This is a genomic window from Gammaproteobacteria bacterium (assembly GCA_016199745.1).
GTDB lineage: Bacteria > Pseudomonadota > Gammaproteobacteria > Acidiferrobacterales > Sulfurifustaceae > JACQFZ01.
Genome location: JACQFZ010000017.1, coordinates 61090 through 73744, shown reverse-complemented (window position 1 = coordinate 73744; position 12655 = coordinate 61090). Strand labels below are relative to the sequence as shown.

The following is a 12655-nucleotide window of genomic DNA, read 5'->3' as shown; positions in this document are numbered from 1 at the left end:
GGCTCTCGCCACCGCCGAGAACCACGACTTCACCGTCGCTTCACACAACCGCACCCAGGCTTCAAACCGCGCCCGCAGAAGCACCGCATGCTGGCGCCCGTGCATCATGTCTATGCTGGGAGAAAAACTATGCTGTTGTGCTACCGCCGTCGTATCGTGTTGTTGGCGCTCGCTGTCGTATTTCAATTGTTACCGTTCCAGCTCGCCCGCGCGCAGACCGACGCCGCGCCGGATCAAGTCGAGAGTCCATACTTTTTCGTCAATAGCGACGACCCGACCCTCGACCGCCTGCCGCTCAAGGACACACAGGTCGATGTCCGCATCATCGGTGTCATCGCCGATGTCATCGTCACCCAGCACTACAAGAACGAAGGCGCACGCCCGATCGAGGCGCGTTACATCTTTCCCGGATCGACCCGTGCTGCAGTCTACGGCATGACCGTGCGCTTGGCCGATCGCCTACTTACCGCAAAAATCCGCGAGAAGCAGCAAGCACGCGTCGATTACGAAGCGGCCAAGAGCGCCGGCAAGACCGCGGCGCTGCTCGAACAACAGCGCGAGAATGTGTTCCAGATGAATGTCGCCAATATTCTTCCGGGTGACGACGTGAAAGTAGAGTTGCGCTACACCGAGTTGATGGTGCCGACCGATGGCCGTTATCAGTTCGTGTTCCCCACCGTTGTCGGCCCGCGCTACAACGGCTCGCCGGCGACCGCCAGCGGCACCACCGAGCAATGGATCTCGACGCCGTACCTGCAGCAGGGCGAGTTAGCGAACCCGCGTTTCGATCTGCACGTGCAATTGGCGACGCCGATCCCGCTGCAAGCGTTAACGTCGCCGTCGCATAAAATCGACACGCAGCGCATCTCCGACAACGAAACGCGGGTCGCGCTCGCCGATACCGGCAACAACGAAAACAACCGCGACTTCGTGCTCGATTATCGCCTGACCGGCGACCGCATTCAGTCGGGCATCTTGTTGTCGCGCGGCGATAAAGCGAGCGGCGGCGAAAATTTCTTTCTAGCGATGGTCGAACCGCCGCGGGCGGTGGCGGCGGCCGCCATCGTGCCGCGCGAATATATTTTCGTCGTCGACATTTCCGGCTCGATGCACGGCTTCCCGCTCGACACCGCCAAGACACTGCTCAAGGACTTAGTCGGCGGCCTGCGTGCCAGCGACAGTTTCAACGTCATGTTGTTCGCTGGCAGCAACCGCATGCTCGCCCCGCAATCGGTGCCGGCGACGCGCGCCAATATCGACAAGGCGTTACGCGTGTTGTCCGAGCAAAGCGGTAGCGGCGGTACCGAGCTGGTGCCGGCGTTGCGCACGGCGTTGGCGTTGCCGCGCGATCCGGATCGTGCGCGTAGTTTCGTCGTCATTACCGACGGCTACGTCACGGTCGAGCGCGAGACGTTCGAATTGATCCAGCGCAATCTTGCCAATGCCAATTTATTCGCGTTCGGTATCGGCTCATCGGTCAATCGCCAGCTGATCGAAGGCATGGCCCGTGCCGGCCAAGGTGAGCCGTTCGTGGTGTTACATTCGGCGGTGGCCGCGTCCGCCGCCGAGCGCTTTCGCCGTTTGGTCGATGCGCCGGTATTAACGCATGTGCAGGTGCGGTTCGACGGGCTCGATGTCTATGACGTCGAGCCGATGACGTTGCCGGATGTGTTCGCGCAGCGACCGATCGTGCTGTTTGGTAAGTGGCGCGGCGAACCGAAGGGTAACGTAGTGCTCGAAGGGCGCGCCGCCAACGGTCCGTTCCGCGCAACGCTAGCATTGAACAATCAGCAAGCGTCGCTACACAACGGCGCGTTGCGTTACCTTTGGGCGCGGCACCGCATCGCCAGTTTGAGCGATCAAGAGTCGCTCGAAGGTAACGGCGCGCGGCGCGAGCAAATTCTCGACCTCGGTCTTAAGTACAACTTGCTCACGCCGTACACGTCGTTCATTGCTATCGACGATGTCGTGCGCAATGTGGCGCCCGCCAGCAGCGACCGCGTCGATCAACCGTCGCCATTGCCGCAAGGGGTAAGCAATCTCGCCGTCGGCGGTGCGACGGTGCCGAGCACACCGGAGCCGAGCTTCTGGTGGATGCTCACGATCAGCGGGATAGTGACACTGTGTGCGTTTCTCGGCCGCCGACGTCCGATCAAGGTTCGGCAATGAATCTGCCGTTGAAATCCGGGTGGGTCGATCGCCTGCCGTCATGGATGTGGTTGGCGTTGCCGGTGGTGGCGCTGACACCGGTATGGCGCTGGTGTGCCGCCCGTTTGTTGGATCGGTCGGACGATCCGTTAGGCATCGTCGCGCTGGCGGCACTCGCCGTATTAGTGCTGCGCGATCGCAAGGGTTTTATCGAGCGGCCGCGTATCGGTTGGTTAGTGTTAGCGACATTGTTGGTTGCCGCCGCCATCCTCGGCGGTGCCGAGTTACCGGCGTTGGCGCGCGGTGTGTTGGCGGTGCTGGCAGTTTGCGCCACGTTGATGGCGCTGCGCATCGCCGAGCAACCGATGTTGGCATTCGTCGGTTTGGCACTGCTGGCGTTGCCGTTGTTGTCGTCGTTGCAATTCTTCGTCGGCTTTCCACTGCGTGTGGTGACTGCCGAAGCATCGCGTCTGTTGTTGACGTTGTTCGCCGTCGATATCGAAAGAAGCGGTACCGCGCTTGTCGTCGCTGGGCGCTTGGTGATGGTGGATGCGCCGTGCTCGGGCATCCAAATGGGCTGGGTCGCTTACTTCACGGCGTGCGCCGCTGCCGCTTGGTTGCGCGTTTCCGACGGTCGCTTCCTGCGACGCGTGCCGTTTATTGGCGTGACCGTGCTCGCCGGTAACATCGTCCGTAATACGGTGCTGGTCGTAAAGGAAGCTGGGCTCGTGCATTGGCCCGAATGGACGCACGAGGCCATCGGCTTGGCGACGTTCACCGGCGTGTGTCTGCTGGTGTTGTGGTATGTCATCAGCGCCGCCGGTACGACGGCGGTCGCATTGGAATGGCACCAGCCGCGGCGATTGTTCACCGCAGTTGCTTGGCGCCGCGGCGTGCGCGTCGGTTCGTTCATCACGCTTGCCGGTTTGACGCTCTGGCCGTGGTTGCAACCGGAGCCGGTGGCGGCGGTTGTGCCGCCGTCGGCGATCGAGTGGCCGCAAGAGTTCGAAGGCCGGCCGTTACGGCCGCTGGCGTTGTCGGCGGTCGAACAGCGCTTCGCCGATCGTTTCCCCGGCGCCATCGCTCGCTTCACCGACGGCGAACGTGCGATCGTGTTGCATCACGTGACGGCGCCGACGCGCATGTTGCATCCCGCGGCCGATTGTTATCGTGGCTTGGGTTATCGCGTGTTGTCGAGCGCGTTGGTACAGGACGGCGATGCGTCGATACTTTGGCGCTGTTTCGTTGCCGAGAAGAACGATCAGCGACTACGTGTTTGCGAGCGGATCGTCGATGCGCAAGGGCAGGGATTTACCGATGCTTCAGCTTGGTACTGGGCGGCGGTGACGGGCCGTTCGCACGGACCGTGGCGGGCGATAACGAAAGCGACGATTAATCGTTAGTGTAATCGCAAAATGCCCCCACCCTAACCCTCCCCCGCTGCGCAGGGGAGGGAATAGAGATTGGCGACTGATAAGTGTCGGTGCTTTTTTTAATCCCCTCCTCCGTGTAGCGGGGGAGGGTTAGGGTGGGGGTAATATCACGAGCTACACGACAACATCGAACACCCCGCGCGGTTGCGCGCCCAGTCTGGCCGACGCTGCGCAAACTGCTCGCGCCCCGGCTGGTCATCATACGGACGCCGCAACACGTCGAGTAATTCATAGATGCCGGCCACGTCACCTTGTTCGGCACGATCGATCGCTTGTTGCGCCAAATAGTTACGCAAAACGTAACGCGGATTAACCATATTCATGCGTGCCCGTCGTTCGTCCGCCGGCAGCCCGTCGCGCCGCACACGCGCGCAATAACGTACCAGCCATTCGTTGAACATCGGCTCCGCCGCGCGTCGCTTCGCGTCGTCGTAAAACGTGCTCGCGAGCGGCGCTACTGTCGGTGCGTCGATGTCGATATCGGCCAGTGCCCGGAAGAACAGCGTCATATCGACCTCGGCCGATTGCAGCAACGTCTGCAGTGCCTGCATGAGTTCCACGTCCTCGTCCAAGTAGTCGACCAGGCCTAGCTTCGCGGCGGTGTTGCGACGTTCGGCCGTGGTATGCACATCGACGTAACGCTGCAACCCGGCATACAGCGGCTCGGTGGAAACGAACGTCGACACCAGCGCATTGGCGAATTGCCCGAGATTCCAATACGCCACCTGCGCTTGTTGCCCGAAACGATAGCGTCGCCCGTGCGCGTCAGTCGTGTTCGGCGTCCAATCGAGATCGAAGTTATCGATCCAACCGTACGGTCCGTAATCGATCGTCAGACCGAGGATCGACATGTTGTCGGTGTTCATCACGCCATGAACGAAGCCGACCCGCTGCCAATGTGCCACCATCCGCGCCGTGCGCTCGCAGACTTGTGCAAACCACTCCGCGCGTACCTGCTCGCCGAGGTCGTCATTCGTTCCGGTGAATAGCTCGGAAAAATCGCGGCGGATGGTGAAGTCGACCAGTTGTTTCAGTAGCGCCGCCTCGCCACGCGCCGCCGGCAACTCGAAGTTGCCGAAGCGAATAAATGACGGCGCCACCCGACACACGATCGCTCCCGGCTCAGGTTTGGAATTACCGTCGTAAAACATATCGCGCATGATCTGCTCGCCGGTTGCCACTAGACTCAGCGCTCGTGTCGTCGGCACGCCGAGGTGATGCATCGCCTCGCTGCACAGAAATTCGCGCACCGACGAGCGCAGCACCGCACGGCCGTCGGCGCGGCGCGAGTACGGCGTCGGTCCCGCGCCTTTGAGCTGTAATTCCCAACGTTTACCGGTGGCGTTAACGGTTTCCGCGAGCGTGATCGCGCGACCGTCGCCGAGCTGTCCGGCCCAGTTACCGAACTGATGTCCGCCATAGTTTGCCGCGTACGGCTCCATTCCATCGAGCAGCGCATTACCGCCGAACACCTGTGCGAATTCGGGCGACGCAATATCGCTCTCGCCGATGCCTAGTAATGCCGCCACCTCGGGCGAATACGCCATCAGCCGCGGCGCCGCCACCGGCGTCGGATCGACGCGCGAATATGCCGCCCCATTTACCTGGCGCACGCCCGGTCCGATTTCCGAATCGGCCGGCAGCTCGCGCACGAACGCGTTGTCAAAACGAAGGGTCTGCATCTATGTGCTCTAGACGTTAATGGGTAACAATCAAATGGGTCGCCATCGAATGGCACTTAACTTAAGTAAAAGCCGAAGCCTATCCGCCGCCACTCCCTCTCCCGCAAGGGGAGAGGGAACGCTTCGTTGGCTACCGCTGGGTCGCGCTATCACTGACGATATTCGTGTCTTCCTCGAACAACCCTTCCAGCTCTTGCGCCGCTTGCTTGGCGGTCGCGATCAATTGTTTCTCGTCATGGTGGACCGCATGTTGCCGACGAATCAACTCTTCGTCGTGTTTGCGGAATCGCCTCACGGTTTCGCGCGCCTGCTCGCTCGTTAACCCGAGTCCGACGAGTACGTCGCGCGCCGTTTCCAGGCTGGCGGCAAACGTTTCGCGATAAATGTGTTCGATGCCGAGGTCCATCAACCGGTAAACGTGTGGCCGATTGCGCGCTCGCGCGTAAATCTTGAGATGTGGGAAATGTTTGCGCACCACTTCTGCCGTCTTCATCGACGCGACCACGTCGTCAATCGCCAACACGAACACCTCGGCCTTATCCGCCTTGGCGGCGCGCAGCAGATCGAGCCGCGAAGCGTCGCCGAAGTAAACCTTGCTGCCGAAGCGTCGTACGAAGTCGACTTGCTCGAAGCTGGCCTCGAGCGTGGTGAAGGTAATTTTCCGCATACGCAGATTGCGTGCCACCATTTGCCCAAAACGCCCGAAGCCGGCGATGATCACGCGATTCTCCGGGGGGTTGATGGCGTCGAATTCGCGCGCTGGCGCCGGCCGTTGGCCGAAGCGGAATACGCGATCGTTGACCAATATCAGCAGCGGCGTCGCCGCCAGCGACATCGATACGATCACCACCAGAAGATTCGCGGTCGTGCGGTCCATGACGCCAGTACCGGTCGCCACCGCAAACAACACGAACGCAAACTCGCCGCCTTGCGATATCACCAGCGCCATGTTCACGGCGGTGGAGTTATCCTGTCCCGAAAGCCGGCCGACGATGTACAACACCGTCGCTTTGACCGCAATCAATCCGAGCGTCAATCCAACGATTACCAGCGGTTCGCTCGTTACCAGCCCGAGATCGAGCGACATGCCGACGCTCATGAAAAACAATCCGAGCAATAGTCCTTTAAACGGCTCGATGTCCGCTTCAAGCTCGTGTCGATACTCCGAGTCCGCCAGCAACACGCCGGCGAGGAACGCGCCAAGCGCCATCGATAGTCCGACCTGTTGCAACAGCAGCGCCGTGCTCATGACAATGAGCAGCGCCGCCGCCGTGAATATTTCCTGACTCGCGGTCGCCGCCACGAAGCGCAACAACGGCCGCAACAAAAACCGCCCGCCGCCGACGACGATGGCGATTACCGTCACCGCTTTGATTACCGCGGTAATACCGGCGGTCTGATCCATATCGGTCGCGCCGCTTAGCATCGGCACGATCGCCAGCAACGGAATCGCTGCCAGATCTTGAAACAGTAAAATCGCGAACGACGTACGCCCAAAGTGCGTGGTTAATTGCTTGCGTTCGGCCAACATCTGCAACGCGAATGCGGTCGACGAAAACGACAACGCCAACCCGGCGATTACCGCCGCCGTCAGCGACAGTCCCAGGGCATACCCGCCGACCGCCAACAGCGCTCCAGTCCCGAGGACTTGCGCACTTCCTAATCCAAACACCGGCCGCCGCAATGCCCACAACCGCGACGGCTGCAACTCCAGGCCGATGATGAACAGCAGCAATACCACACCGAACTCGGCTAAGTGCAGGGTGTTCTCCACGTCCCGCACTAACCGTAATCCCCACGGCCCGATGATAATGCCGGCAATCAAAAACCCGAGCACTGTTCCCAGGCCCAGTCGTTTCGACAGCGGTACGATGATTACCGCTGACGCGAGGAACAGCACCATCTGAAACAGCAGTGAGGAATCCATGCGATTTCCGGGGCTCGGTTGGCGTGGGATATCGGTAGAGCCGTTATACGCCGGCGTCAATAAACCAACAATCAAGGTGTGTCGGCGAACGCATACTCGAATTCGTAGAAGTGGTTGCCGTCGGCGATCTTGATCGCCATCTTTCCCACAAGACCGATGAGCTGATCGGTACCTGAGTCCGGCACCACGTCGACCGTCAATTGCGGCGCACCGCGGTTCATGGTACCGCAGTGCTGGAGCACGAACGTGCCGCTGCGATCGTGCAGTTTTCCGCTGACTCGTTCGATCGCGACGTAACCGGCCGAGCCTTGTCGGCTAGTAATGGCGCTGAGCATTTCGCCCTTGCTGGTCGCTTCCAGATCGCCGTGAAATTTCTTGTCGATCGACTTTCTACCCAGCGTTGTGCCTTCGGCTTTGTCATCCGGGGTTTGTGGCGCTAGCGTTACCTCAAACCTTCCATCGGCGCGAATTGCCATGATTGTTTCCTTCAATTATTAGTGGGAAGTCATTGTACGTTAGCTAAGCTATGTGACCGCTGCAATAATCAGCGACAATCGAATGCGTAATAACAAAAGGAATTGCTATGCGCTCGCTATTTTTGGTAATCGTGCTTATTTTTTCTACGTCGGCAAAGGCCGGGGACTACGTGCTTGCCGTCAGTTGGGAGCCGGAGTTCTGCCAACACAAGTCAAAAATCGTTGAGTGCCAAACTCAGACAGCGGACCGATCCGACGCAAAATTTCTATCGCTACACGGCCTTTGGCCGCAACGCGGAGATTATTGCGGAGTGGATCGGGCGCTGAAGGATCTCGATCGAACGCAACCGCCAGCATGGGAAAAGCTGCCGGCGGTCAGTTTGACGGCAGCACAAATGGAAAAGCTGTCGGAAGTTATGCCCGGCACCCAGTCGCATTTGGAGCGCCACGAATGGATAAAGCACGGTACTTGTGCGCAGGTCCGGGCCGACGACTATTTCGCAAAGTCGGTACAGCTCACCCACGACTTACGGCAGAGCGCGCTGTCGCAGCTGATTGCCAGCCGCATCGGCAAGACCATCACATTATCGAAGATACGCGGCGCCGCTGTTAAAAGCTTCGGACAGAAATCGGTGAGTTCCATCGAATTTATTTGTGACCGTTCTGAGAATAGTCGCCAAGGATTGCTCGAGATCAGAATGCACCTCAAGGCAGATTCGCTCATGGGCCTATCGTTGGATAAATCGGGGTTCGGCACACCCCAACGAAGACCGAAACGAAAGGAGTTGTGCGTAGATGGCGATATCTATGTCGATGACGTGGGTTAATAGCCCCTTTGATAACAATAATGACTTGGGCCTACTTTAAAAGTTAATCTGCGTTTCAAGGAACTAGAAGCCCGATGACGCTGAGCTTCGACCGCTTAACTCAAACAGTAGGTTTCGACATGTATATCCGCCAGCTTTACGCCGCCGATGGCGCTATCTTTCAGGCGCTTCGATTGCAGGCGTTGCGCGATGCGCCCGATGCTTTTGCTTCCAGCTATGAGGAGGAATGCGATACGCCGTTATCCGTGATCGGCGAACGCTTATCCAAATCCGATCGCGGTGTATTCGGGGCATTCGCGGCCGAAGGTGCGGAGCTCGCGGGAATTATCGGAGTAGGGCGGGAAAGATTACGCAGCATGGCTCATAAGGCTTACCTCTGGACCATGTACGTTTCCCCGAACTTTCGAGGCCGCGGGTTAGGGAAGGTGTTGCTGCTGAATGCGTTGCAATTTGCAGACGCGCTACCGGGCGTTCGTCAGATCAATCTTTCGGTCAACGCTGCGAACCGCAGTGCCATTTCGTTGTATAGGACCTGTGGCTTCAAGGAGTTCGGCCGAGAGAAAGATGCCACCTTACTCAACGGAGTGCTCCAAGAGGACCTTCATATGGTGCGGTTCATCAATGAAATCTAATCCGTCCGTTGCGCCGACAGCGGCCGATAAGCTGACGCCCGCAATCGGTAGCTACGTATGCGGCGCTATTGAATTTGAAGTTCAGACCATTCCTGGACTGGTATTTGAGCTATCGCGTGGTCCGTATTATGAGAGGGGCAAAAACTATTCCCTCCCCCGCGTTTTTGCGGGGGAGGGTTAGGGAGGGGGTATTTCGAGATTGCTTTTTATCTCGCTTTTAACTTTTTACCGCCGCATCAATCGCACCACATGCCACCCGCTTGCCGGAATTGCCGGTAGGCTGCGTTTTAAAATCGTCCGCATCGGCATGAACGATCAAGCCACGACCGACGATGCTGTTCGCTTCGCCCGGCGTTGTCGTAACGCCGTCGATTTCAATTTTGACCACGGCTTTGCCATCGCTGTCGGCGACTAAATTGCCGAGGTCGCCTGCATGACGCTCGGTCCCGCTATTTGCGCCGTGCGCTTTGTTGGTGGGATTAAAATGACCGCCAGCGCTGGCGCCGTCGGCGGCCGAACAATCGCCCTTCTCATGGATATGGAAGCCATGCGGTCCGGGCGAGAGGCCGGCAATATTGCCCTCGATGTGCACTTTATTTTCAACCTGGGTGAAGGTAATGGTGCCGGTGGCGGTATTGTTTGCCGTGGGTTTTAAGATGGCAGTTGCGACGGGAGCGGTTGAATCCGTAGGCGACATGAATGAACAGCCGCTAAGCCAAACGGCTCCAACCATCGTTACAGTCGTTGCGATTTTTAGATTCACAAATAAATCTCCTGCTGCTATTGGAATGATTTAGCGATCAAGATGGACGTCGGAGAAACGTGATGACAACGTCTTTCTTATATTTAAGTTGGGCAATATCGCATGCTTACTCGGACTTTGAAACTGTCTAACGGGGCATAACAATACATCGATGAGGGGATAGGACGGACACTTAACGGCGCTGCTTTTAAATTTTCTTGTTAGCGCTCGAACGGGCAGCGGCTCTAATGTAGTTCGAAGTGCGGAAGAGGTTCTTATGAGGCGAGTCACAGCGCGAATTCTAGATGGCGTAAACGTCGTCGCTGAGAATGTCGCTGTCTGGATCAATGAAGAGGCCGACCGCGCTTGTTTGCAAGCATGGTACGGACATTTTCAGCTTGAGCAGCTTCCGGACGAGTTACTCAACAGCCAAGGTCGTTCTTTCGAAATTCAATTGTCCGATGGCAGGTCAGGCCGATTTATCGTGCAGCAAATATCGTTAACCACAACTCCGATCTCTGTCTCTATCTTAAGTGCGAGTCCGCTGCATTAAATTCCTAACGCGGCCGGCGGCACCGAATGCGAGCAGCCGCTCGCCATGGGTTGCCGGCGTAAAAACTGGCTTTAGCGGTGACGCCGATGTGCGGCCGCCGCACGAAGGTGCGGGTGGTGGCTCCGGAGCGGGCAGAGGTGGCGACAGTGCCGGCGCCGGCGGTGGGTTGGGCAAGGTACTGGGCGGTGTCGTCAGCGTCAGCCGGATCGATGACGGTTCGGTGGTAGGCGAGGCTCGCACTGACAGCGACAAGGGACTGGTGACGATTACTTTGTGCGAGGACTACGGTCCGCTGTTGGTGACGTTGAAAGGTGCCACCGGTGGTCTTCCCGACGATTCGGTGGCGCTGCTAAAAAATGGCTACCTTCTGCTGATGTCCGGCTATCCCATTGAAAGAAATAAGGCGCACGACCACCCTGCGTTTTCTCAATGTGTGTAGTCGAATAACGGCGGCCTATCGATTACTTTAAGCCGCTGCAGTTGCTGGTCTAACTACTGAGCTGCCGGATTAGGCACCTTCATTACTTCGCCAGCAGCGGTCACCGGCGGTACACCTTCAAAAACAACGTCGCGACCAACGCGGACCCTGCCGGATATATCCATCATCCACATGGTTTGCGCACCACCGAAGAAGTCGACCACTTCACTCTCGCCAAAATATTGGTTGTCGAAGTTTCGATACAACCGCACGAAGCCGGCGTCTTGCTTGTCACGGTTGAGTAGCCATTGAAAGAGGCTCGGGTAATACATCTCGATACGATAGGTTCGGTCTGGGCTCACCGAGACATATTCCACGTGCGCTCTTGGATAAAAGTACACGGCTAAACCAACCAATACGCTTATCGTTAGAAGCTTGCCTTTGTGCTTGGCGACGATCTTGAGCACCGTTTGCAGATCATTCATGGCTAGACCCCAAGCACGATCGGCACCGGCAAACGCACGCGGCGAACATCGGAGTAGATCACGAAGTCACCGCCCTTGCCGTACTTATTCCGATAGTGGCGGAAATCCTCGTTCTGCACGGCATAAACCCGATCAGCAGGGACATCGTCCTTGTTCGCGTATACTTCATCGATCTCAATGTCCCAGCGCAGCTTCACGCCACGTTGAACGCCTTGGAATCCCCAATAGCCTAGCGGCTGGGAAATAAGGTCGTAGCTATCGTCATTGAAGTCGTAGGTATCGCGCAGATATAAACCGACCTCGTCGACGGCGATGCTGTAGCGGCCGAGCTTTAGCGGTGTTACTACTCCGCTCACGGCAATCTTCAGGCTGGCACGGGCGATCCCGCCGAAGAAGTCGTCGAGCGGATCGGATAGATTCCCTAGCTCCATAAAATTAACTTGGCAGGTTTGATCTAGCGCCTTACCAGGTTGAGAAAGGTCACCAAAGCGCCAGCCTATCTTTCCTTTAGGGGATCTATCGATACGGTCTCTCAGTAACGCGAGCCCGGCCGGCGTTCTCCAACCATTTAGGAGCTGCAGGTAGGCACCGCTCACCCGCGAAAAGCGCAGCGCCCACTCCATGGTGACGATACGTTCGTCAATCTGGAATGCCGAAAGGCTGCGCGCATCGACGTCATTTTTCTTCACATCTCGCGACATCGCGAAAGATGGATTTGCAAACCACCGGCGCATGAGCTTCGCGCCGACCGTCCACCCCAAGCGCTTCTCCATCACGTCCGGAATATCGGTGATACGGAAAAGCCTAACCTTCTCGGATTTTTCTTCTTGGACGGCGGCCGGCGCACTGGTAGACATCGCAAACTCCCTTTGTCGTTATTGTGACCGGCTATTCTGCCTGGTCACGCTCCCGTTTTGCTAGTGGCTCCTATGGACGAAAGTGCCTTTTCAATCCGTCGGCGGCGCAGATAGAATCGCGTTCGCGTTACTAAAAATCAGCCAAGGACACCAGGGAGGAAAGGCGATGCAGACAATCCTCACCAGCCTGTCCGCCTGCGGTCACGGCATCATCCCGTTTGCCGATTGCCTTGGCACCGTCTCGCATACCCTGGGCGGCTATATCACCGTCGACCATCTGTGCGCGTGTGGCGCGATGGTTGCCGAAGGTTCCAGCGATGTAACCGCTGGGGAAAACAGCGGCGGCGGCAGTGCCGGCGCTAGCACAGCCGCCGCTATCGCCTCCGCCGATGTGCTTGCCGACATGAAAAGCTACAGCCAGCACGCCCTGGGGTCGGCACCCCTCGCCCGTTTCGCGACGAACGCCGCGACGCTC

General features: G+C 58.2%; 11 protein-coding genes. 5 read left to right on the top strand and 6 right to left on the bottom strand.

Annotation, left to right across the window (positions count from 1 at the left end; translation table 11 throughout):
- Window positions 1-129: 129 nt before the first annotated feature.
- Together HY308_03980 and xrtQ are read left to right on the top strand one after the other, a co-directional pair.
- The gene (locus tag HY308_03980) at window positions 130-2169 is read left to right on the top strand and encodes a VWA domain-containing protein (GenBank protein ID MBI3897440.1); all 2040 of its coding nucleotides are present in this window, start codon (window positions 130-132) and stop codon (window positions 2167-2169) included.
- On the top strand, window positions 2166-3551 hold the full coding sequence (gene xrtQ / locus HY308_03975; protein MBI3897439.1) for an exosortase Q: 1386 nt from the start codon (window positions 2166-2168) through the stop codon (window positions 3549-3551). Before HY308_03980 ends, xrtQ begins: the two co-directional genes overlap by 4 nt.
- 137 nt (window positions 3552-3688) lie before the next feature.
- On the opposite strand, the gene HY308_03970 is transcribed toward xrtQ, so the two are convergent.
- The 3 genes from HY308_03970 to HY308_03960 all read right to left on the bottom strand — a co-directional run bounded on the left by HY308_03970 (window position 3689) and on the right by HY308_03960 (window position 7666).
- Window positions 3689-5263 carry a YdiU family protein gene (locus HY308_03970; protein MBI3897438.1) on the bottom strand — a complete coding sequence of 525 codons (1575 nt, stop codon included), beginning with the start codon at window positions 5261-5263 and terminating at the stop codon, window positions 3689-3691.
- A 130-nt stretch (window positions 5264-5393) separates the two neighbouring features.
- Window positions 5394-7190: a cation:proton antiporter gene (locus tag HY308_03965; GenBank protein MBI3897437.1), complete on the bottom strand. Its 1797-nt coding sequence runs from the start codon at window positions 7188-7190 to the stop codon at window positions 5394-5396.
- Window positions 7191-7261: 71 nt separating this feature from the next.
- The gene (locus HY308_03960; GenBank protein MBI3897436.1) at window positions 7262-7666 is read right to left on the bottom strand and encodes a DUF3224 domain-containing protein; all 405 of its coding nucleotides are present in this window, start codon (window positions 7664-7666) and stop codon (window positions 7262-7264) included.
- Between the two features lie 107 nt (window positions 7667-7773).
- Here HY308_03960 and HY308_03955 point away from each other — a divergent pair, with 107 nt between their 5' ends.
- Window positions 7774-8493, top strand: a complete 720-nt coding sequence (locus tag HY308_03955) for a ribonuclease (protein MBI3897435.1) — start codon at window positions 7774-7776, stop codon at window positions 8491-8493.
- Window positions 8494-8612: 119 nt separating this feature from the next.
- Window positions 8613-9125 (top strand): GNAT family N-acetyltransferase, encoded by a 513-nt coding sequence (locus HY308_03950; GenBank protein ID MBI3897434.1) that lies wholly within the window; start codon window positions 8613-8615, stop codon window positions 9123-9125.
- 217 nt (window positions 9126-9342) lie between these two features.
- On the opposite strand, the gene HY308_03945 is transcribed toward HY308_03950, so the two are convergent.
- Entirely contained in the window at window positions 9343-9858 is a 516-nt protein-coding gene (locus HY308_03945) for a superoxide dismutase family protein (protein MBI3897433.1), read from the bottom strand.
- A 542-nt stretch (window positions 9859-10400) separates the two neighbouring features.
- Between HY308_03945 and HY308_03940 the strand changes: the two genes are divergently transcribed.
- Window positions 10401-10859 carry a hypothetical protein gene (locus HY308_03940; protein MBI3897432.1) on the top strand — a complete coding sequence of 153 codons (459 nt, stop codon included), beginning with the start codon at window positions 10401-10403 and terminating at the stop codon, window positions 10857-10859.
- Window positions 10860-10912: 53 nt separating this feature from the next.
- Here the strand turns inward: HY308_03940 and HY308_03935 are convergent, their stop codons facing one another.
- Together HY308_03935 and HY308_03930 are read right to left on the bottom strand one after the other, a co-directional pair.
- Window positions 10913-11323, bottom strand: a complete 411-nt coding sequence (locus HY308_03935; protein ID MBI3897431.1) for a hypothetical protein — start codon at window positions 11321-11323, stop codon at window positions 10913-10915.
- 2 nt (window positions 11324-11325) lie between these two features.
- Window positions 11326-12180, bottom strand: coding sequence for a hypothetical protein (locus HY308_03930; protein ID MBI3897430.1), 855 nt, complete (start codon window positions 12178-12180; stop codon window positions 11326-11328).
- Between the last annotated feature and the right edge of the window lie 475 nt (window positions 12181-12655).